Raw genomic sequence first — 21,726 nt, forward strand, 5'->3', positions numbered from 1 at the left:
TCCGGTGAATCACGGCGATCAAGGAGCGTAGCGACATGCAGGTAATTCAATTCAAGGGCGTACGCCTGTGGCTGCTGCTGATGCTTGGCAGCCTGCTGGCCGGTTGCGGGATCAACAACATCCCCAACTACGACGAGCAGGTAAAGGCCGCCTGGGCTCAGGTGCAGAACCAGTACCAGCGCCGCGCCGACCTGATTCCCAACCTGGTCGAAACGGTCAAAGGCTACGCCAGGCAGGAGCAGGAAACCCTGACCGCGGTCATAGAAGCCCGGGCCAAGGCGACCTCGATCCAGGTCGATGCCAGTACGCTGGACGATCCACAAAAGTTGCAACAATTTCAGCAGGCGCAGTCGCAGCTGACCGGGGCCTTGAGCCGCTTGATGGTGGTGTCCGAGCGTTACCCGGACCTCAAGTCGAACCAGAACTTCCTGGCCTTGCAGTCGCAACTGGAAGGCACCGAGAACCGCATCGCCGTGGCGCGCAAGGATTTCATCGCCGCCGTGCAGCGCTACAACACCGAGATTCGCACCTTTCCCGGGCGCCTCTGGCACAGCGTAATGTACAGCGACCTGCCGATCCGCGAGAACTTCGAGGCCACCAGCGCCGATGCCGAAAAAGCGCCTGAAGTGAAATTCTGATGCGCCTGTTCAAGCTCGCGCTGCTGCTAGCGCTGCTGATCGCCACGCCGCTGCGCGCCGAGCTCAGCTTCCCGGCGCTGAGCGGGCGGGTGGTGGACAACGCCGGCCTGCTCGACGGTGCCAGCCGCAGCCAGCTGGACAACATGCTCAAGGCCCATGAGCAGGGCACCGGCGAACAGGTCGTGGTGGTGACCCTGGCCGCCCTACAGGGGCAGAGCATCGAAGACTACGGCTACCAGCTCGGCCGTCACTGGGGCATTGGCCAGAAAGGCAAGGACAACGGCGCGCTGTTGATCGTCGCCCCCCAGGAGCGCAAGCTGCGCATCGAAGTCGGCTATGGCCTGGAAGAGCGCCTGACCGATGCGCAGTCGTCGGTGATCATCAACCGCATCATCACCCCGGCGTTTCGTCGTGGCGAGTACAGTCAAGGCATCGTCCAGGGCACGGCGGCGATACTCCAGGTGCTGGGCGGCAACCCCTTGGCCGAGCCTTCGCGGGCGCTGGGCAACGATGGCCAGGACGGTGCGCCGGCCTGGGGCATCGGTTTGTTCATCCTGCTGATCCTGGTGGTGTTCGCCCTGCAGTCGCTGGGCCTTGGCGGCAGCGGGCGCGGCGGCATGGGCGGCGGTTTCGGCGGTGGCTACGGCGGCGGTGGTTTTGGCGGCGGCGGTGGCGGAGGGGGCTTCAGCGGTGGCGGGGGCAGCTTCGGCGGCGGTGGGTCGTCGGGGGGCTGGTAAATGAACAACAACGGGTAGCGCAGCGCATGACTTTGCTCACTGAACAACAACAGCGCCAGGTCGCTGAAGCCATTGCCCGGGTCGAGCGGCATACCGATGCCGAACTGGTCACGGTGCTGGCCAGCCGCGCCGACGACTATGCCTATATCCCCTTGCTGTGGGCCAGCCTGCTGGCCCTGGTGGTGCCGGGCGTCGTCCATTACCTCAGCGGCTGGATGAGCGTGCACAGTTTGCTGATCGTGCAGTGGCTGACCTTTATTGCCTTGTGCCTGCTGTTTCGCATCCCGTCGCTGACCACCCGCCTGATTCCGCGCTCGGTGCGCCACTGGCGCGCGGCGAACCTGGCCCGCCGGCAGTTTCTCGAGCAGAACTTGCACCACACCGTGGGTGGCACCGGCATGCTGATCTTTGTCAGCGAGGCCGAGCGCTATGTCGAGATACTCGTCGATGAAGGCATCTCCCGGCACCTGGACAACAAGGTCTGGGACGCGATCGTCAAGCGCTTTACCGTACAGGTGCGACAGGGCCAGACACTGCAGGGGTTCGTCAGTTGCATCGAGGCCTGCGGCGAGCTGCTGCGCACCCATGTGCCGCAGACTCACGAGCGCAACGAGCTGCCCAACCGCCTGGTGGTGCTCGGTTAGCCGCGGCGACATCGGTCGACAAAAGCTGTGCAGGGCAAGCGCATCCACGTAAAATTCCCGGCACTGCGCATCCCTGCGCCCCCTCCGCAACCCGAGGCAGCCTTTCCCGATGTCCGATTCCCCCACCGCCCAGGCCGCGCCGGATGCGCGTGCGCAGTTTCTGAGCCTGCTCGCCACCAGCCTGGAACAGAACGCCCTGATCAAGCTGGTGCTGGCGCGCCATGTCGGCAACGAAGAAACCCTGCAGCGCATCATCGCCAAGCCGCTGACGGTCAAGGGCCAGGCTTGCGTGTCGTTCGTCTACCGCTACAAGACCCGCGACATCACCCGCAACCTGGTCAACGATGAAGCCCTGGCGCTGGTCGATGAGCTGCTGCCGGCGTCGTTTCGCAACGCCCATCTGCTCAGCCTCAGCGACGAAGCGCAGCTGGAATTCAGCAAGAAGGGCAAGCCGATGCTCCATCGCAGCGCCGTGCAGCAGGCGCGCCAGGCGCCGGCCGGGGAGCATGACCGGGAGAAAAAGCGCTACCTGGAGCTGAGCCGGCCGTTCTTGCACGACCTGGGCGTGACCGACAAGCAGCAGGCGCTGATCCCGGCGATGTCGCGCAAGTGGAAGCAGATCAACAAGTTCATCGAAGTGTTTTCCCATGCCCTGAATTCGGCGCCGCTGGCCGCCGACCAGACGCTGCGGGTGGCCGACTTCGGCTCGGGCAAGGGCTACCTGACTTTCGCCATCCACGATTACCTGCGCAATACCCTGCAGCGCGAGGCGCAGGTTACCGGCGTCGAACTGCGCGCGGACATGGTCGAGCTGTGCAACGCCGCGGCCTCGCGCCTGGAGCACCCGGGCCTGGTGTTCGAATGCGGTGACGTGCGCAGTGTGGTGCCCAGCGCCATCGAGGTGATGATCGCCTTGCATGCCTGCGATATCGCCACCGATTACGCGATTCATACCGGCATTCGTTGCGGCGCGGCGATCATCATGTGCTCGCCGTGCTGCCACAAGCAGATCCGCCCGCAACTGCACAGCCCAGGCTTGCTCAAGCCGATGCTGCAGTACGGATTGCACCTGGGCCAGCAGGCCGAGATGCTCACCGACAGCTTGCGCGCCTTGTACCTGGAAGCCTGCGGTTACGAAACTAAGGTTTTCGAGTTCATTTCCCTGGAGCACACCAACAAGAACAAGATGATTCTGGCGGTCAAGCGCCAGGCACCGGTTGAGGCTTCAGCATTGCTGGAGAAGATCCAGCAGCTCAAGGACTTCTACGGGGTCAAGGAGCATTGCCTGGAGACCTTGTTGCGCGCCGATGGCTTGATTCCTGCCTGAATCATCGCGACGCCTTGACTTGACCCGCGATCGCGTCAGCCCAGGCCCCGCACAGGCGCAGGCTGCACCCGGGTCTTGCGCCCCAGCACCACCGTGGCAATCACCCCGGCGGCAAACAGCCAGGTAATCGGCTCGACCTGCTCGCCAAAGAACAGCGCCGAAAAGGCGATGGTGAAGAAGATCTGCAGCAGCTGGATCTGGCTTACCCGGGCAATGCCGCCCAAGGCCAGCCCGGCGTACCAGGCAAAGAAGCCGATGAACTGCGAAAACAGCGACACATAGCCGAACGCCCACCAGGCCTTGGCACTTACCGGCCCCTGGTGCTGCAAGGCCAGGTAGATCACCGGTCCGAGCAACAGCGGCGCCGACAGCACCAGCGCCCAGCAGATCACCTGCCAACCGCCCATTTCCCGCGCCAGCCGGCCGCCTTCGGCATACCCCAGGCCGCCCACGGCAATCGCCGCGAGCATCAGCAGGTCGCCGGCCTGGATCTGCCCGGCGCCCATGATCATCGCGTAGGCCAGCACCAGCGCACTGCCCAGCGCGGCGCAGGCCCAGAAGGCTTTCGATGGCCGCTCATGGGACAACCAGGCGGCGTACACCGCCACGCATAAAGGCTGCAGGCCGTTGACCAGTGCTCCGTGGGACGCCGGCACGCTTTGCATGGCCCAGGCCGAGAACACCGGAAAGCCGAGGATCACCCCCAGAGCCACCAGGCTCAGGCCCTTGATCTGCGCCCAGGTTGGCCATTTTTCCCGGCGCCAGAGCAGCAGCGCCGCAGCCGGGATCGCCGCCAGCAAGGCCCGCCCCAGGCCGTTGAGCAAGGGGTGTAGCTCCTGCACGACGATGCGCGTCATGGGCAGGGTCAGGCTGAAAATAATCACACCGAGAAGGCCAAGGGCCATCCCGGTGTTTTCGCGGCTGGACATACGGAGCGCCTGTGGCAGATAAGTGCTTTCATTGAGCCACAGGGCGGACGGATGATCTGGTTACAGTTGCTGACAAGTTCATCCGTACAGTTGCCTCAGAAGAAGCGGGTGATGCTGACCTTGGCGTTCCGGCCCTGGCTGTAGGCGTACTCGCCACTGAGCTCGGAGCGGTAGTCCTTGTTGAACAGGTTGTCCACCGTCAGGTTCACCTCGGTGCCTTTCAGGTAAGGCTGCTGCGGCTTCCAGTTGGCGAACAGGCCATGGATCTGATAGTCGTCGTTGGCATAGTGGTCGTAATAGCGATCACCCAGGGCGCTGGCCGGGCCTTCGCGGTAGTTGTCGCTCGGCAGGCGGTCGGTCTTGCGCACGAACTGCGCCTGCCAGCCGACCTTGGCGTCCCAGCTGGGGATCTTCACACCCAGGGTGGTGATCCATTTCGGTGCCGGAATGTCCTTGGCCCAGACGTCCGGCCCCCAAGGGTTGGTGTAGGCGCCTTCATGGCGGCCGGTCATCCACGAGTAGGACACCGAACCGAACAGGTAGGTCGAGTCGTAGAAGCTTTCGACCTCGAAGCCCTTGATGGTCACACCCTTGAGGTTGCGGTAGTTGGACATCAGGCCTTTACCGCAGGCGTCGGAGATGCTTTCGCCCTTGGCCAGCTGTGCTTCGCAGCCGATGCCGGTGGCCTTGAAGATCTCGTCCTTGATCTCGTTACGAAACAGCGTGGTGCGGATCTGCATGCTGTCGTCAGCGGTGAAGACGTTGGCAAAGTCGGTGACGTTACCGGCACGCAGGGCGGTGATGCGTTCCGGGTCGAGGTTGCGGCTGCTGGCGGTGCGGCTGCCGATGCCCTGGACTTCGTATTGCTCATCAAGCACCGGAGCGCGCCAGGTCTTGCTGTAGTCGGCAAAGAAGGCGGTGTTGGCGGTGGCTTTCCAGAACACTGACAGGCGTGGCGACCAACCGGTGTAGGTTTTTTCGCTGTAGTCGTGGCCATTCTCGGCAACGTTGTAGTACGGCGCCTGGTTCGGCTTGCCCTTGTTGGCAACATGGTCGTAGCGCAGCGACGGGGTGATGGTCACGTCACCGAGGGTGATGGCGTCCTGGATGAAATAGCCCTGGCTGTCGACGGTGCCGCTGGGCATGAAGTACGGCTGGTAGTGGCCGTTGTTGTACTTGGGAATCTCGTAGCTTTTGCCGGGCATCCACATCTGTGTGTCACGGTCGTGGTGGCGGATCTGAAAGCCGCTGGTGAAGGCGTGCTCCAGCGGGCCGGTGGTAAACAGGCTGGTGTTGCGCACATCGAGCATCTGGTCCTGGTATTCGGTGTCCATCTTGCGCCCGCCGGTGGACGGCTGGAAGAACGCCGTGGCATCGCGCTCGTCGGTCTGCTTGGTGTCGGACTCGGAGTATTTGACCTGCAGGTCGATCAGCGGGTTGTTCACCGGCTGGTACTTGTAGGTGGTCGACCAGGTGGTGTCGGTGGTCGTGCGATTGGCCAGGAAGCGCTTGAGGGCATCCTTGTAGCCGAACCTGTTGATGTCCGACTGGGTCGGCGGCGTCGGGTAGGCGGTGGAAGAGAACGGCGCCCAGCGCTCACTTTCCGAGCGCGACCAGGAGAAGCCCAGGCTGTGCTCGTCGGTAAAGTGCATGTTGGCCTTGAGCAGCGCGCCGTCCAGGTCCAGGGCACTGTTGGGCAGGCGCTGGGGGTTGATCGGGTAGCGGCCCTCGGGGTCGGGCAGGGTACCGGCCAGTTTCATGTCATCGCCGTCACGCTTGGTCAGGTACACCAGGGCGTCCATGCGGCCATCGTCGGTGCGACCGAACAATGCCGAGCTGTAGACCTGCTGATGGTCGTTGCTGGCATAACCATACTTGAGCATGGCGCCGCTGTTGCGACCTTCCTGGAGCAGGTCGGGGGCGTCCTTGGTGGTCATGTTGACGCTGCCGCCGAAGCCGCCGTTGCCGGTGTAGATCGAGTGCGGGCCCTTTTCTACTTCGATGTTCTTGATCAGCTCCGGCTCGATGAAGATGGTGCCTTGCTGATAGCGCTCAAAGCCGCTCTTGGTCGCGCCGTCGACGGTCATCGGCACGTCTTCGGCATCGCCCAGGCCCCAGATGTTGATGGTCTGGCCGCCGGGCTTGGCCGAACCGCCCATGTTCACCCCGGGCAGGGTCGCGAGCACGCTGGGGATGTTGCTCGGCTGATAGCGGTCGATGTCTTCCTGGGTCAGGGTCGAGCGGCCGACGGTGCTCGGGTCGACCTGCTGGCCGTTACCCACCACGCTCACCGCGCCAAGCTGGATGCTGTTGTCGGCGGTAGCATCGTTGTCTTCACGCAGGCGCACCACATAGGTGTTGCCGACCTTGACCAGGGCAAAGCGGCTGTTGTGCAGCAACTGGCTGATGGCTTCGAGCGGTTCGTAAGCACCTTGCAGGGCCGGGGCCTGGACGCTGTTGAGCAAGGATTCGTCAAACAGCAGCTGCAGCTTGGCCTGCTGCGCCAGCTGGCTCAGCGACGTCGCCAGCGGCTGCGCCGGCAGGTTCAGTTGCACCGGTGCGGCCTGGGCCTGCAGGCTCAGGGCCAGGCACGCGGCCAGCAGCGAAGGACGAACAGACAACGGCTTGAAAGGAGCAAACGCACGCAAGATAAAACCCCCCAATACGGCAACAAAGGCCAGAAAAGGCCTGCAGTGATTACGCAGACGGGAGGAAGACGCAGGGCTGCGGAAAACCCTCACATGCGAATGAAAAATATTCTCAAATTATTGTTTGCGTTCGATCCGCACCCGACCGTCGGCAAGGTTCACCGCCTTGATCGGCAGCAGCACTGGCAGCGCAGTGAGCAGGGCGTCAGGGTCGTTGACGTCAAGATTGCCCGAGACCTTGTAGCGGCCCAACGAGGGATCGGCGAGCAGCACCGGTGCCGTACGGTAAAGCGACAGTTCGTCGATCAGGCTGGCCAGTTCGCGGTTGCGAAAACTCACGTGGCCGCTGCGCCAGTCGGCGATTTCTGCAGCGCTCAGGTTGTGCACGTTGAGGCTGCCGCGGGCCAGGTCATAAACCGCTCGCTGGCCGGCGCTCAATAGCAGCGGCGGGCGATTCTCGCCGGGGGTTTCCAGCGCTACCTGGCCGTGGGCGACGCTGAGCACCAGCTCCTGCTGGCCACGGCGCAGGTCGAAACCGGTACCCACCACGCGTACCCGGGCGTTGCCGGCATCGACGAACAGCGGCCGCTCCCTGTCGGGCGCCACTTCGATGTACAGCTGGCCCTGGTCGAGGCGAATCAGCCGGCGTTCGTTGTCAAAACTCAGGCTCAGCCGGGTGCGGGCGTTGACGTCCAGCTGGCTGCCATCGGGCAGGGCCAGGTGTTGTGGGCGTTCGCTCTGCGCGGCCAGCTGTTTCTGGTGATGGCGGTTCGGCAGGCCCAGGTTGGCCGCCAGCAGCGCACACACCAGCCCGGCGGCGATGGCCAGGGCCGGGCGCCAGCGCAACGGTTGGCGGCTGGGCAGAGCGACCGGTTTGTTCAGGCTCTTGAGCGCAGCCAGGTCGTCCCAGAGCTGTTCGAACTGGGCATAGGCGCGGGCATGCTCGGGGTTTTGCAGCCACTGGGCGAAGGCCTTGCGGGCTGCGCGCGAGTTGTCGTTGCGGTTACGGGTTAACCAGCTGGCCGCCTGGGCATCGATGCTGCGCTTATCGATTTCAGGAGTGGGGGTCATTCTGGCTGCTCCATGCCGTTGTCACTGTCCAGGCGATGCTTGCAATGCAGCAGGGCCGCGGCGATGTGCTTTTCCACCATGCTTACGGAAATGCCCATGCGCGTGCTGATCTGCGCCTGCGTCAAACCTTCAAAGCGGTGCAGCATAAGGGCTTCGCGGCGGCGCGGCGAGAGCTCGGCGAGGACAAGTTTCAATTGTTCCAGGCGTTGTTGCTGCTGGGCATGCTTGAGCGGGTCGCTGGCGGTGCCGGCCGGTGTCTGTTCGCTGGCCTGGGCATCTTCGTCGAGCACGCTGTGGCGTACCTTCTGCCGACGCCAGTGATCGCTGAGCAGGTTGCGCGCCATCTGGAACAGGAACGCCCGTGGTTGCTCGACCCGCGCCCGGTCGCGATAGCCCAGCCACTGGGTGAACACGTCCTGGGTCATGTCTGCCGCATCGTTGGCATTGTCCATGCGCTTGCGCAAAAAATGCAGGATATCGGCATAGAACCCGCGGCAGGTGTCGTGGGCCAAAGGGTCGGGTTTGGGGCGCGGCATGCAAGCTTTCCAGGACGGACCGGAGAGAAAGGTTGCGAATGGTATCGAGAATAATTGTTATTTACCATGCCTGTTTTTATCGCCGGTCAACGCCGCTTGCGAATTGGTACCGGCACCGCGACTTCCAGTCCGGGCGCTCCCAGCGGGTGGCTGCTGGCATCGAAGAAGTGCAATTGCAGCGCGGGCATATCGGCAAAGCGCTGCACGTAGTGCTGCTTCTGGCTGATGATCGAGGCTGCGCTTAACGGCCGGATGGCGATGGCCAGGTGCGCCGGGCGTGCTTGCTTGATCGCCTCCAGCAGGTGGCGGTCGGTGCTGTCCAGGTGCTGGCCGAAAATGCACAGGCCGCCTTGATGGCCGGCCAGTTCACCAAGCGCCCAGCTTAAGTAATCGGAACTGCGGATGGCCTTGAGCTTGTCGTCGCTGCTGCTTTCGTTGACGAACAGCGGCACATCACCGGGGGTGTTGACGGCAAAGCCGTCGAGCAACTGGCCGTCGCTGGCGCTGCGCTGGCGTGTGCTGCCGTCCTGCTGCTTGAGCAGGTGCAGGCCGCCGTGCAGGTACAGCAGGCGCGTGCCCGGGCCGCGAGTGCGGCGGATATCGAAGTTGCCGTCTTCGTCGAACAACTGCTGGAAACCTTCCGGCTTCTGGCTGGCGGCCCAATGGCAGATCAGGTCGTAGTTGCTTGAGTAAACGCTCTGGTAGTTGCCCAGCTCGCGGTTGATCAACTGCAAGGTCTGGCTTGGCAGCATGCGCCAGGGAATGTGCACGCTGCGGATGGCGTGGATCAGCGCTTCCTTGATCGCGTAGTAACGGTTCAGCGGCGCCGAGGAGCTGATCGCCAGCGCGGCGTTGATCCGCACCGTGGTGTTCAAGGCACTGAGCACCGGCTCGAACAGCTCGCTGCCCAGCGACTTGAACAGCGCCTGATCGCTCAGGTTCAGGGGCTTGTGCCGCACCCGCTGGGCCTCCTCGAACAGCGAGAAGTAGCTGAACGGCCGCCACAGTGCACGGCTGGCACCATTGCCCAGCAGCAGGCCGCTGCAGGGGTGACTGGCGTTCAGGTCTGGCCAGTGGTTGAGGCTGGCGTCGAGGTCGGCGTGGGGCATCGGGTATCTCTGTGACAGGGCAGGCAATCGCCGGCGACTTTAGCATGCAACCGGTCTGTCATCAGCGTTGGCGACTATGCTGGATTCGCTGCGCAGCAAAGGAAGCCTGAAGATGTTCAAAACCGTTAAACATGTATGTTACCTGGCGCTATTGCCGCTGGCGGCGCTTGCCGAGGCCGGGCCGGGCACTGAATTGGCCAGGGTGCAGGGCATTGCCTACCCGGCGGTGATCGCTCATCGCGGCGCCTCGTATGATGCACCGGAGTCCACGGCGCCGGCCTACCGGCTGGCACGGGAGCTGGGCGCCGATTACCTGGAGCTGGACCTGCAACGCTCCAGCGACGGCGTGCTGGTTGCTGTGCATGACGATAACCTGCTGCGCACCAGCGACGTGGCCGAGCGCTTTCCCGAACGCCAGGACCAGCCGGTGAGTGCCTTCACCCTGGCCGAGCTGAAATCCCTGGACGTCGGCAGCTGGTTCAACAAGGCCTACCCCGATCGCGCCCGGGCAAGCTTCAAGGGTTTGAAAATCCAGACCCTCGATGAAGTCATGGACATCGCCGCGGCCAACCCGCAACGCCAGCCCGGCTTGTACATCGAAACCAAGGTGCCGAACCTGTTTCCCGGTATCGAAGCCGACCTGAACAAAGCCCTGCAGGCCCGTGGCTGGCTCGAACGGCCGGGCAGGGTGGTGCTGCAGAGCTTTGACCGCAACAGCCTGGCGCTGCTGCACCAGCACATGCCCCAGGTGCCCAAGGTGCTGTTGCTGTGGATCGGCAAGGGCAGCATCGAGCCCGCCTCGCAGCAGACCTTCGCCGAATCCGGTGAAGCCGACAAGGCCGCCTTCTATGCCCGTCAGCAACCCCGGGACAAGGCCGAGTTCGTGCGCTGGCTGGATTACGCCAAGGCCGCCGGCGCCATCGGCACCGGACCGTCGGCGGCGCTGGCCGAGGGCGGCGCGCAGAGTTACGCCGACCTGGTGCAGCCGTGGATGAACCAGCTCAGCCACGACAAGGGCCTGCTGGTGCACGTGTACACCGTCGATGAACCGGTGGATTTTCGCCAGGTGCTGGAGGCGGGTGTGGACGGTATCTTCAGCAACCGCAGCGGCCAGCTGCTGCGCTATCTGGGCCGCCCCAGTGCCCGCAGCCAGGCGCAGATCCTGCGTGCCGAGGGCTACTGAGAGGCTGGCTGGCGCCGCGCGGCTGCCGTAGACTTCGCGCCTTGCACGGACTTTCAGGACACTGCCCCGATGACCTTTTCGCTGCTGCTCGCGGTAATCGCTTCCGGTTTTATCTACGGTATTACCCCGGGCCCCGGCGTGCTGGCGGTGCTCGGCATTGGCGCCACCCGCGGGCGCCGCGCCGGCGCGGGGTTTCTTTGCGGGCACTTGCTCGGCGATGTGCTGTGGTGCAGTACCGCATTGGTGGCGATCGTCGGTGCCCGGCAAATCGGCAGTTCGGTGTTCGACATCCTCGGTGTGATCAGCGGCCTGTACCTGTTCTGGCTGGGCATGCGCGCCTTGCGCAGCCGCCCGGGCAGTGGCGACGGCGAGCAGGGGCCGGTGCGCAAGCCGTTCTGGCATGGCGTGGTATTTGGCCTGACCAACCCCAAGGCCTACCCGGTGGCGGTGGCGACGTTCACCGCCTTGCTCTCGAGCCGCGCCGAAGCGCTGGACTGGTCGATGCTGCCAGCCTTGATCGCCCTGAGCTTTGTTGGCGGCTTGCTGGCCTACCTGATTCTGATCGGCGTGGTCGGTGCCCGTCATGTGCGCACCCTGTACACCCGCTACGAGCTGTGGATCACCCGCGCCTGCGGGGTGATGTTCATTGGCTTTGCCGTCAATGCCCTGGCCCACGCCTTGCCGGGGCTGCTGCCGCGCAACAGCTGAGGGCTGGCAGAAGGCCGCACAGGTATGTGAGAATGATATGAATTCCTATTCATGTTTATCTTCCACGCCGGACCTTCATGACTTCGCTTTCCATGCCCTGGACCGCCGCTGCTCCGGCCCTGCAGGCGGTCGTCGACGATCTGCTGGCCAATTACAGCGACCTGCGCCGTTACCTGTGTGGCCGCCTGCGTAACCCGGATGATGCCGCCGACATTGCCCAGTCAAGCTTTGCCCAGGCTTACGCCCATGCTCTGAACGCGCCAGTGGTCAACGCCCGGGCGTTGTTGTTCCAGGCCGCGCGCAATCTGTGCATCGATCAGTACCGGCGGCGCAGCAACGAGCTGGCGGCGCTGGAAGACTGGCTGAGCCGCGCCGATATGCTGAGCCCCAGCGTCGAAGACATCATCATCGCCCGCGAGCAGTTGCAGCAATTGATCGAGCGTATCGAGCGCATGCCGCGCCTGCGCCGCGAGGTGTTCGTCCGTGTGCGTCTGCACGGCCAGCCCCATCGCCAGGTATGTGCTGAACTTGAGCTGTCGGCCAAGGCCGTAGAGCTGCACATCGCCCGGGCGGTGTTCGATTTGTCCGAGCTGAGCCTGGCGGCACGGCATGTCTGAGTCGTCGCCGGTTTCTCCACGCAAGGTGCAGCAAGCCCTGACCTACCTGGCCGCGCTGAACAGCGACGACCCGCAGCGGGTGCAGCAGACACGTGGCCAGCTGGAGCGTTGGCGCGGCAAAAGCAGTGAGCACGAACGGGCCTGGCAGGAGGCCGAACAACGCTGGCAACTGGTGCATCGGCTGACCCCGCAACTGCGCACGGCGGTAACGCCGGAGCCGGTTAATCTCAGTCGTCGGCGTCTGCTGCGCCAGGGCGGCGGCTTGCTGGTGGCGGTGGCCGGGGCCAGTTGGCTGGGCTGGTTGTGGCGGCGTGCGCCGCAGTTCGATCGCCTGCTGCAAACCGTGCATGCCGAGCCGCCGCGGCAGGAGATTCTGCCCGATGGCAGCCAATTGTTGCTGGCGGCCGAAACCAGCTTGCGCATCGAGTACAGCAACGGCTTGCGCCAGGTGCGCCTGCTGCAGGGCAATGTCTATTTCGATGTGGCGCGCGAGCGCATGCGACCGTTTCTGATCAGCACCCGCCTGGGCGAGGTAGAAGTGCTGGGCACGGCCTTCAGTGTCAGCGATCGCGGTGGCGAGATTCAGGTCGCGGTGGCTCGCGGGCGGGTCGAGGTGCGTGGCCTGCGTGAGGGCTCGCAGGTGTTGCAGGCGGGTGAGCGCATCAACCTCGACGCATATGGGCGCCTGCTCGCGCGCAGGGCTGATGCGCATGCTGCAGCGAGTCTTGAGCATTGGCAGCGGGGCTGGTGGTCGTTTACCGATACGCCGCTGGCCGAGGTAATCGCCGAGGTCAACGCCTATGCCCTGCAACCGGTGACCCTCGCGGCTAGCGCCGCCCAGTTGCACCTGACCGGTAGCTTCCCCAGCAACCAGCCGGAAATGCTCCTGCAGGCGCTGCCGAAAATCCTCCCGGTGAGCCTGGTCAACCAAGGGCAGCAGCGCACCCTGCAACGGCGCTGAAAATAATTTTGAGGGGTAACGCCGAGGTGGCCCGTCTTCATCGCTGAACCCACCTCTGCAAGGACAGATCATGTCGCTTCCCCATGCCCGCCCGGCACACCCTGTGGCTTTTCCCGGCACCCTGCGTCGATTGGCGCTGGCCTGTGCCCTGGGCAGCGCCAGCCTGTTGCCGTTGAGCGCGGCCGATGCCGGCGCTCTGGCCGCCGATGCGCAGGCCTTGAGCCTGAACCTGCCGGGCCAGTCCCTGGAAGCCGCGGTGCATGCCCTGGCCCGCGAAGCCGGGGTGGCCATCGCCGCCGACAGCCAGTTGCTGGCTGGCCGTAATGCCCCGGCCTTGCAGGGTCGGTTCACCTTGCAGCAGGCCTTGCAGCGCTTGCTGGCCAACAGTGGCCTGGTGGCCAGCGAAGAGAACGGCGTGATCATTCTGCGCAGCCTCGACAGCGATGGCGCCCTGACCCTTGGCGAGCTGAACATCAACGCCAACAGCAACGCCAACGGCATCCCCGAGGCCTACAGCGGTGGCCAGGTCGCCCGTGGCGCGCGGCTGGGCATGCTGGGCAATCGCGAGGTGATGGAGACGCCGTTCAACGTCACCGCCTATACCGCCCAGCACATGGAAAACCAGCAAAGCGGCACGGTTGGCGCGGTGCTGCGCAACGACCCGTCGATCCGCTTCAGTACCGGCGAAGGCCACGCCTACGAGAACTTCATGATTCGTGGCTACTCCCTCGATTCCACCGAACTTGCGCTGAACGGCCTGTACGGCCTGGCCCCGGACGGCCACGTTGCGACCGAGTTTCTGGAACGTGTCGAGGTGCTCAAGGGGCCTGGTGCCTTGCTCAACGGCATGGCGCCCAACGGCGGTGTCGGCGGGGTGATCAACCTGGTGCCCAAGCGCGCCGGCGAAGCACCGCTGACGCGCCTGACCAGCAGCTACGTGTCCGACGGTTATGTCGCCAACCATATCGACCTGGGCCGACGCCTGGGCGATGAGCAGCGTTTCGGCATCCGCTTCAACGGCGTCTACGGCAGCGGCGAAACCGGTGTCGACCAGCAGTCCAAGGACCGCACCCTGGCGTCATTGGGCATGGACTATCGCGGCGATGGCTGGAAGCTCGAGCTGGACGCTTACGAAAGCCATGAAAAGCTCGAAGACGGCAGCCCGATGATGGCCGGCTTCAGCAAACTTGGGCATGTCACCAAGGCGCCGAAACCGGACACCAACATCCTCGACGGCATCTCCGCCAAGCAAGTCAGCAAGGCCGTGGTGCTGCGCGGCGAATACGACCTCAACGACGACTGGACCGCCTACGCCAGCGTCGGCAGCGCCCGCACCCGCTACAAGGGCTTTCTCAATGGCACCCGGGTGATCGTCACCGGCGCCAACGGCGATGCCAGCGGCGAGACCTACAACCAGGCCGGCTACACCCACAGCCTGTCCACCGAAGCCGGGGTACGTGGCAACTTCGTCACCGGCCCGGTGAACCACCAGGTGGTGTTGAGCACCACCTTGCTGCACCAGGACATCGGCCGCGCCGCCACCGTCACCAGCAAGAAATACGTGACCAACATCTACCACCCGGGCAAGCCGATCATTGCCGGCGATATCGGCTCCAGCGACAAGACCGGTGACAACACCCTGTCCAGCTTCGCCGTCGCCGACACCCTGGGCTTTATCGACGACAAGGTTCTGCTGACCCTGGGCGTGCGCTCGCAACGGGTACGGCAAAAGATGAGCAACCCGGCCTACGACGAACGCGCCCTGACCCCGGCCCTGGGCCTGGTGCTCAAGCCCTGGGACGCGCCGGTGTCGCTGTACGCCAACTACATCGAAGGCCTGACCCAGGGCGGCATGGTCACCGACCTTGCCGCTGCCAACTACGGCGAGCAGTTCGCCCCGTTCAAGGCCAAGCAGATGGAGGCCGGGGTCAAGTGGGACCTGGGCGACTTCACCCACACCCTCAGCGTGTTCCAGATCGAGAAGCCGAGCATGCTTCTGGACCGCGCCAGCAACCGTTACACCGACGATGGCGAGCAGCGTAACCGTGGCGTGGAATGGAACCTGTTCGGCTCGCTGACCCCGAGTGTGCGTCTGCTCGGTGGCGTCACCTACACCCGCGCCGAACTGACCCGCACCGCTGGCGGCAGCTTTGATGGCAACACCGCCCGTGGCGTGCCGGCCTGGTCGGCCAACCTCGGCGCCGAGTGGGACACCCCCTGGATCGAGGGCCTGACCCTGACCGCGCTGGGCATCCACAGCAGCTCGCAATACCTCGATAGCGCCAACGACCTGAAGATCCCGCAGTGGACCCGCTATGACCTCGGCGGTCGCTACAGCACGCGTATCCTCAGCAAGGACGTGGTACTGCGCGCAAGCCTGGAGAACGTCGAGAACCGCGCCTACTGGGCCGGAGTGTTCAACGACGGTTACGCCACGGTCAGCGAGCCGCGCACGCTGAAACTCTCCGCCAGCATCGATTTCTGAGGTGACCATGCAAATATTCAATCAATGGCGCTGCGCCCTGGCGCTGGCCCTGTGCATGAGTGGCAGCGCGATGGCCAGTAGCGGCAACCTCCTGCAACCTGGGCAAACCGTCAGCGCCAGCTTTGCCCAGGGCCAGCAATCGGTCTGGACCTTGCAGCTCAAAGCCGGCGACCTGGTTCGGGGGCGGCTGCAGGGCGATGCCAGCCTGCGCCTGCTCGATGCCCAGGGCCAACCTGTACGGCTGCTCATCGATGGCCAGGACCAACCGCGCGAGTTCATTTTCATCGCCGAGCGCGATGGCGCCTACGGCCTGCGCGCCGAGGCGCTGGCCAGCCGCGCGCAAGCCACTTATGCACTGACCCTGAAGCAAGTAATCGCGGCCAGCGAGCAGACGCGCACGGCCGCCCCGTTGCCAAGCCCGACCCTGCGCGAGTTGCAGCAACAGCTGGCTCAGGGCGCGAGTACCGAAGCCTTCTGGCAGGCCCGTCAGCAGCAGGGCACGCCGATGGTCGAAAGCGTGGCAGACCAGCCCGGCATGGCCCTGGTGACCTTCCTCTGGCGCGGTGCGCGGGACAACGTGCGAGTGTTCGGCGCGCCCTCGGGCAATCATGATGAGCTGCAACGCCTGGGCGACAGCGACGTGTGGTTTCGCAGCTATCTGCTGCCGGCGTCTGCGCGCCTGAGCTACCAGATGGCCCCGGATGTGCCGGCCTCGGATGATCGGCGGATGATCCTCGCCAGCACCCGCCGCGATCCACTCAACCCCAACGGCTTTGCCGATGGCAGCGGCGACCCGTTCCTCTCGCGCTCACGCCTGGAATTGGCGGCAGCGCCTGCGCAACCCTGGGTTGCCGAGCGTCCCGGTATTGCTCGGGGCAGCCTGGAACACAAGGTGTTGAGCAGTAAATTGCTCGGCAACGAGCGTGACGTTTACCTGTATCGCCCGGCGCAGTGGCAGCCGGGCGCCAAGGGCCAGGGTTTGCTGGTGCTGTTCGATGCCCACGCCTATACCCGCCAGGTGCCGACCCCGACGATTCTCGACAACCTGATCGCCGATGGCCTGATCGCGCCGACCGCGGCGTTGATCATCGCCAACCCCAGTGACCTCAGCCGCCAGCAGGAACTGCCGCCCAACCCGCAGTTCGCCCGCTTCATGGCTGAAGAACTGATGCCCTGGGCGCGCCGGCAAGGTCTTGCGGCAGCGTCAGAACGCACGGTGGTGGCCGGTTCCAGCTACGGCGGCCTGGCGTCGGCCTACCTGGGCCTCAAGCACCCGCAGCTGTTCGGCAATGTCTTGAGCATGTCCGGTTCCTACTGGTGGGGACGTGAGGGCGAAGAGCCGGGCTGGCTCACCCGCGAATACGTCAAGGCGCCCAGGCAAGCGCTGCGCTTTTACCTGCAGTCGGGCCTGTTCGAAGGGCCGAAAATCCTCGACACCAACCGCCATCTGCGTGACGTGCTGCTGGCCAAGGGGTATGCGGTGGAGCAGGTCGAGTACCCGGCCGGGCATGATTATTTGCAGTGGCGGGGCAGCCTGCCGTGTGGCTTGATCAGTTTGATCGGCAACGTTGCGCAAGTGCCCGAGGCCTGTCAGCTCCGGTAATGGCTCGATCGCGGGGCAAGCCCGCTCCTACCCATCTGTAGGAGCGGGCTTGCCCCGCGATGCCGTTTCCATCCCCGGCACCGTTGCCCTGCGACTGCGATTGCGCCACAACCGATACGCCCGGATCCCCGAACGCACCGAGCCAAACAGCAAGCCGTTCTCCATCTCCCGGGCGATCCCCGAGCGCACCAGCATGCGCAAGAAGCGCCCGCGTGCCCGGGCGATACCGAAGTAGATGCCGCGGGCTGTCAGGGTATCGCGCACCTCGCGCAGGGCCGCAATGCCGCTGACATCGATGGAACTGACCGCTTCGGCATCGAACAGCACCGCGCGCGGCTGCTCCTCGCGCTGCACCGCCTCGAGCAAACGCATCTTGAAGTAGTCGGCATTGAAGAACAGGATCGCATCGTCAAAGCGATACACCACCAGCCCCTGCACCGTGCGCGCATCCTGGTGGCGGCGGATGTCGACCTGGCCCTCGATGCCCGGCACCCAGCCGAGCACCGCATCGGTAGGCTGGTAGATGCTGTAGAGCAAACGCAGGATCGCCAGGGTCACAGCGATGATGATGCCCGGCAGCACACCGACGCCGAGCACGCCGACGGTGGTCAGCACGCACAGCCAGAACTCGAAGCGGCTGAGGCGGTAGATTTTTTTCAGCGACTGCACATCGATCAGCCCCCAGCCGGCCATCAGCAAAACTGCACCGAGGGCAGCCTGGGGAATCCAGGCCATGGGCGTGGTGAAGGCCAGCAGGATCAGGGCGATGACCAGGGCGGCGATAATCCCCACCAACTGGCTTTTGCCGCCGACCATGTCGTTGACCGCGGTGCGCGAGTCGGCGCCGCTGATGGCAAAGCCCTGGGAAACCCCAGCGGCGATATTGGTGACCCCGAGAGCAAGGAACTCATGGTTGGCGTTGATCGCATAGCCATGGCGGGCAGCAAAGCTGCGGGCGGTGAGCATGGCGCTGCAAAAGCTCACGGTGGCGATACCCAGGGCGTCGCGCAACAGGCTTTTCATTTCTTCCAGATTGGTTTGCGGCCAGGCCAGTTCCGGCATGCCGGCCGGCACCGGGCCGAGGATCGCCACGCCAAAGCGGTCGAGGCCAAACAGCCCGACTACCAGGGTGGCCACTGCCACGGTGACCAACGCCGCTGGCAGGCGCGGGTAGCGGCGCGGCAACCAGATCAGCAAGCCCAGCCCGGCAACGCCGATCACCAGGGTCAGCCAGTGGATTTCGCCCAGGCGCTGCAGCAGGTTGATCAGGCTGAGGACAAAGCCGTTGCCCTCGATCTGAAAGCCCAGCACCTTGCCCAGTTGCCCGGCCAGCAGGCTCAGGCCGATACCGTTGAGGTAGCCGATAAGGATCGGCCTCGAGAAGAAGCTGGCAATGAACCCGGCCCGCGCCAGCCCGGCACCGATCAGCATCAGGCCAACGAGGATGGTGACAATCACCGACAACTGCGCCAGCCGCGCCGGGTCGCCCATGGCCAGTGGCGCAATGGCCCCGGCGACCATGGCGCAGGTGGCGGCATCCGGGCCGACCATCAACTGCCGCGAACTGCCGATCAGCGCATAGACCATCATCGGCAGGATGCACGCGTACAGCCCGTACTGCGGTGGCAGGCCGACGATCTGCGCATAGGCGATGGCGATGGGAATCTGGATCGCCGCCACCGACAGGCCGGCCTGCAGGTCATGACGAAACCATTCGCGGCGGTACTGCAACAGATTGGCCAGGCCAGGCAGCCAGCGGGAGAGAAACATGCACGGATCCTTTCGAGTGTTTCGCGGTGGGCTATTAAAGCGCAGCGCGCGGCGCCTGGGCAGGGCGCCAAGTCAAAAACACTGCTGTTAAGTCTGGCTCAAGCCGTGGAGAATGCCGGCCGATTACAGGGACAGTGAATGGATACCGATGGAACGCAGGATCAATCGCTGGAAAAAGCGCGCAATGTTGCTGAGCCTGGCCTGGTGCTGTAGCGCCCAGGGCCAGGGCGACATCTTTGGTAGCGGCGGCGACGTCGATGGCATGTTGACCCTTGGAGCCACGTTTTATCTGCCCTTCATGCTCACTGGCGCAACCACTTATGGACCCACCATGGCCTCTGAGGCCAGTTCCGGCAAAGATGGCAAACGCGTGATGGCGCAGGCTCGCGACGATGCTGCGGCGTTCATTGCCAGCGACGGGGCTTACCGGGGTGTCTATCTGGAATCGGCGTTGAACTGGTTGCGTAGCGAAGGGCGTGCGCCAGGCGCAACGGATCGCGACCTGGCCCAGGGAATACTGGTGCTGGCAGCAGTTGAAGCGAAGGGGATCTAGCGAAACAGCCACCAGAGTGGTGGCCAGGGCCTCAGCGGCGCTGAAACCTGAAGGAAGCTGGAGCGGGTGAAGGGAATCGAACCCTCGTTATCAGCTTGGGAAGCTGGAGTAATGCCATTATACGACACCCGCTTTCAGGGCTGACTTTGTACCAGAACTTCGTCGCGATTTGAAGCCCTATGTTGCTTAAGCGTCATCTGCCGGTGGCCAGTAGCGCGAGGTCGTGCATCTTCTGTTTGGCCTTTTGGGCCGTTGATGCAGGAGGCTGCGCTACCGCCGACCGTGTCGCTCAGATAGCCAGTGCATGATGCTCCTGGGTGTAGCTGTAACGCGGGCGCGATTCCTTCAGGGCAGGTTTGAGAAAACCCAGCAGGGCTTCGCGGGTATCGCGGCAGGCGGCCTTGTGTTCCATGTCGAGGAAGTGGCCGGTGGCGCGGATCTCGCGAAAGTGGCTGTTGCGCACGTGTTGGCCGAACTGGCGGGCATCTTCGGTGGTGGTGTATTCGTCCCACTCGCCATTCATGAACAGCACCGGAATGTCGATCACCCGCGCCGCCCGCAGGGCATTGCCCAGGTCGTGGTCGAGCACCTGGTTGATGTGAAAGTGCATCTGCGCGTATTCGTGGTTGTCCAGGCTGCTGACGTGGCGGTAGTTGAAGCGCTTGAACAGCGACGGCAGGTGCTTGCCGATGGTGTCGTTGACCAGGTTGCCGACCCGGTAACGATCGCAGGCGCTCAGGTACTGGCAACCGCGTTCGAGGTAGTCGCGCATCGGTTCGTTGATTACCGGCGAGAACGAGCTGACCACCGCCTTTTCGATGCGCCGTGGCTTGTGCGCCAGGGCCAGCAGGGTGCAGGCGCCGCCCCAGGAGAAGGACATGACATGATCGGCGCCAAAGTGGTCGATCAGCTCCAGGAGGATCTGCCCTTCGGTTTCCTTGGTCAGCAAGTGTTCGTTGCGGTTGTGCGCCTTGGACTTGCCGGCGTAAGGCTGGTCATAAAGCACCACGTTGAATTGCGGGTGCAGGTTGCGCACCGTCTGGGCAAACGAGGCCGTCGTGGCCAGCGAGCCATTGATCAGGATGATCGTCTTCTCAGCGGCATCTGCGCGATAGAACTCCGTGTAAACCCGATACTGACCTTGTATATCAAGCACAGCGATTTCTGGCCTCATGTCGTCGACTCCTGGCGCAAAAAGGGTGTTCGCACATGCAAGGATGCGCGTTCTTTATGACAGGTAGGCATACGCCTTGAAGAGAAGCTGAGGGCCCTGGTCGATCCGCGTGGCACGTTGGTCGACCGGTATTGTTCTAGGAGGGCAATCTGCCGGACGCCGGGGCTTCGAGGCACTGGTCGCTGGCAAAAAGGTGTCTTGGACTACGATCGTGACTGGCTGGTCACATGCAGACCGACGATTGGATTCAAGCAGGCACCCGGCCAACCCGCAAGTGCCTTTCGGGCAATTGACGAAAATTTTCCGCCAGGCGGTCGCTGGCTCAGATCGCCCGGATTTCTTCAGGGTAGAGCGCGCGGTACTGACCAGGCTGCAGGTTGGGGTCCAGCTGCAACGGGCCCATGCGTTCGCGGTGCAGGCGCACGACCTTGTTGTCGAAGTGGCCGAACATGCGCTTGACCTGGTGGTAGCGGCCTTCGACGATGCTCAGGCGCGCGCTGCGTGGGCCGAGCAAGGTCAATTCGGCGGGCAGGGTGGTGAGGTCTTCAAAGGCGAAGTAGAAACCCTTGCGGAATTTCTCGATGTAGTGCTCGCCGATCTCCTGCTCGGTCTCGACGTAGTAAACCTTGGGCAGCTTGGTCTGCGGCTGGGTCAGGCGCCGCGACCACAGGCCATCGTTGGTCAGCAGCATCAGCCCGGTGGTGTTGAAGTCCAGGCGCCCGGCGATGTGCAACTCTTCGGTGTCGGCTTGGTCGATCAACTCGATCACCGTGGGGTGCTGCGGGTCCTGGGTGGCGCTGACGCAGCCTTGGGGCTTGTGCAGCATCAGGTAGCGCAACGGGCGCCCGGCCTGCAGCAGTTGCTCGTCGACCTCGATGCGGCTGAATTCGCGCACCTGGAAGCGTGGATCGCTGACCTGCTGGCCATCCACGCGTACGCGCCGTTCGACCAGCAGCAAACGCACGTGCTGACGGCTGAAGCAGGGCAGGTTGCTGAGGAAGCGATCGAGACGCATACAAAACCAGGTGCAGGG

General features: G+C 64.1%; 19 protein-coding genes and 1 tRNA gene. 11 read left to right on the top strand and 9 right to left on the bottom strand.

Going from position 1 to position 21,726, the window contains the following annotated elements:
• Positions 1-35: 35 nt before the first annotated feature.
• The 4 genes from UB48_RS12890 to UB48_RS12905 all read left to right on the top strand — a co-directional run bounded on the left by UB48_RS12890 (position 36) and on the right by UB48_RS12905 (position 3,346).
• Positions 36-638: a LemA family protein gene (locus UB48_RS12890; RefSeq protein WP_045197554.1), complete on the top strand. Its 603-nt coding sequence runs from the start codon at positions 36-38 to the stop codon at positions 636-638.
• Positions 638-1,375 carry a YgcG family protein gene (locus tag UB48_RS12895; RefSeq protein WP_045197556.1) on the top strand — a complete coding sequence of 246 codons (738 nt, stop codon included), beginning with the start codon at positions 638-640 and terminating at the stop codon, positions 1,373-1,375. Before UB48_RS12890 ends, UB48_RS12895 begins: the two co-directional genes overlap by 1 nt.
• 26 nt (positions 1,376-1,401) lie before the next feature.
• Positions 1,402-2,019, top strand: coding sequence for a TPM domain-containing protein (locus UB48_RS12900; RefSeq protein WP_045197558.1), 618 nt, complete (start codon positions 1,402-1,404; stop codon positions 2,017-2,019).
• Positions 2,020-2,128: 109 nt separating this feature from the next.
• Positions 2,129-3,346, top strand: a complete 1,218-nt coding sequence (locus UB48_RS12905; RefSeq protein WP_045197560.1) for an SAM-dependent methyltransferase — start codon at positions 2,129-2,131, stop codon at positions 3,344-3,346.
• 35 nt (positions 3,347-3,381) lie between these two features.
• On the opposite strand, the gene UB48_RS12910 is transcribed toward UB48_RS12905, so the two are convergent.
• The 5 genes from UB48_RS12910 to UB48_RS12930 all read right to left on the bottom strand — a co-directional run bounded on the left by UB48_RS12910 (position 3,382) and on the right by UB48_RS12930 (position 9,639).
• Entirely contained in the window at positions 3,382-4,275 is an 894-nt protein-coding gene (locus tag UB48_RS12910; RefSeq protein WP_045197562.1) for a DMT family transporter, read from the bottom strand.
• A 95-nt stretch (positions 4,276-4,370) separates the two neighbouring features.
• Positions 4,371-6,923, bottom strand: coding sequence for a TonB-dependent receptor (locus tag UB48_RS12915; RefSeq protein WP_045197898.1), 2,553 nt, complete (start codon positions 6,921-6,923; stop codon positions 4,371-4,373).
• 117 nt (positions 6,924-7,040) lie between these two features.
• Positions 7,041-7,994: a FecR domain-containing protein gene (locus tag UB48_RS12920; RefSeq protein WP_045197564.1), complete on the bottom strand. Its 954-nt coding sequence runs from the start codon at positions 7,992-7,994 to the stop codon at positions 7,041-7,043.
• Positions 7,991-8,530 carry an RNA polymerase sigma factor gene (locus tag UB48_RS12925; protein WP_045197566.1) on the bottom strand — a complete coding sequence of 180 codons (540 nt, stop codon included), beginning with the start codon at positions 8,528-8,530 and terminating at the stop codon, positions 7,991-7,993. The genes UB48_RS12920 and UB48_RS12925 overlap by 4 nt, the downstream gene beginning before the upstream one ends.
• 86 nt (positions 8,531-8,616) lie before the next feature.
• Positions 8,617-9,639, bottom strand: coding sequence for a DUF4917 family protein (locus UB48_RS12930; RefSeq protein ID WP_045197568.1), 1,023 nt, complete (start codon positions 9,637-9,639; stop codon positions 8,617-8,619).
• A gap of 112 nt (positions 9,640-9,751) precedes the next feature.
• On the opposite strand from UB48_RS12930, the gene UB48_RS12935 reads away from it, so the two are divergent.
• From UB48_RS12935 to UB48_RS12960, 6 genes are all read left to right on the top strand, one after another.
• Positions 9,752-10,822, top strand: a complete 1,071-nt coding sequence (locus UB48_RS12935; protein WP_052676515.1) for a glycerophosphodiester phosphodiesterase — start codon at positions 9,752-9,754, stop codon at positions 10,820-10,822.
• Positions 10,823-10,891: 69 nt separating this feature from the next.
• Positions 10,892-11,530, top strand: coding sequence for a LysE family translocator (locus UB48_RS12940; protein WP_045197570.1), 639 nt, complete (start codon positions 10,892-10,894; stop codon positions 11,528-11,530).
• Between the two features lie 77 nt (positions 11,531-11,607).
• Entirely contained in the window at positions 11,608-12,147 is a 540-nt protein-coding gene (locus UB48_RS12945; protein ID WP_045197572.1) for an RNA polymerase sigma factor, read from the top strand.
• Complete coding sequence (locus UB48_RS12950; RefSeq protein ID WP_045197575.1) at positions 12,140-13,108, top strand: FecR domain-containing protein; 969 nt, start codon at positions 12,140-12,142, stop codon at positions 13,106-13,108. The genes UB48_RS12945 and UB48_RS12950 overlap by 8 nt, the downstream gene beginning before the upstream one ends.
• Positions 13,109-13,178: 70 nt before the next feature.
• Positions 13,179-15,593 carry a TonB-dependent receptor gene (locus UB48_RS12955; RefSeq protein WP_045197577.1) on the top strand — a complete coding sequence of 805 codons (2,415 nt, stop codon included), beginning with the start codon at positions 13,179-13,181 and terminating at the stop codon, positions 15,591-15,593.
• 7 nt (positions 15,594-15,600) lie between these two features.
• Positions 15,601-17,196, top strand: a complete 1,596-nt coding sequence (locus UB48_RS12960) for an alpha/beta hydrolase-fold protein (RefSeq protein WP_045197902.1) — start codon at positions 15,601-15,603, stop codon at positions 17,194-17,196.
• A 27-nt stretch (positions 17,197-17,223) separates the two neighbouring features.
• Here the strand turns inward: UB48_RS12960 and UB48_RS12965 are convergent, their stop codons facing one another.
• A complete protein-coding gene (locus UB48_RS12965; RefSeq protein WP_045197579.1) occupies positions 17,224-18,966 on the bottom strand; it encodes a SulP family inorganic anion transporter in 1,743 nt (580 codons plus the stop codon).
• Between the two features lie 148 nt (positions 18,967-19,114).
• Between UB48_RS12965 and UB48_RS12970 the strand changes: the two genes are divergently transcribed.
• Positions 19,115-19,519, top strand: a complete 405-nt coding sequence (locus UB48_RS12970) for a DUF2388 domain-containing protein (RefSeq protein ID WP_177329157.1) — start codon at positions 19,115-19,117, stop codon at positions 19,517-19,519.
• Positions 19,520-19,577: 58 nt separating this feature from the next.
• Here UB48_RS12970 and UB48_RS12975 read toward each other — a convergent pair.
• The 3 genes from UB48_RS12975 to UB48_RS12985 form a co-directional block, all read right to left on the bottom strand.
• Positions 19,578-19,651: transfer RNA gene (locus tag UB48_RS12975), tRNA-Gly, on the bottom strand.
• A gap of 157 nt (positions 19,652-19,808) precedes the next feature.
• Positions 19,809-20,693, bottom strand: coding sequence for an alpha/beta fold hydrolase (locus UB48_RS12980; protein WP_045197581.1), 885 nt, complete (start codon positions 20,691-20,693; stop codon positions 19,809-19,811).
• A 322-nt stretch (positions 20,694-21,015) separates the two neighbouring features.
• Positions 21,016-21,708: a pseudouridine synthase gene (locus tag UB48_RS12985; protein WP_045197583.1), complete on the bottom strand. Its 693-nt coding sequence runs from the start codon at positions 21,706-21,708 to the stop codon at positions 21,016-21,018.
• Positions 21,709-21,726 lie beyond the last annotated feature (18 nt).

The sequence above is a fragment of the Pseudomonas sp. 2(2015) genome (assembly GCF_000955865.1).
In the GTDB taxonomy this organism is placed as follows: Bacteria; Pseudomonadota; Gammaproteobacteria; order Pseudomonadales; family Pseudomonadaceae; genus Aquipseudomonas.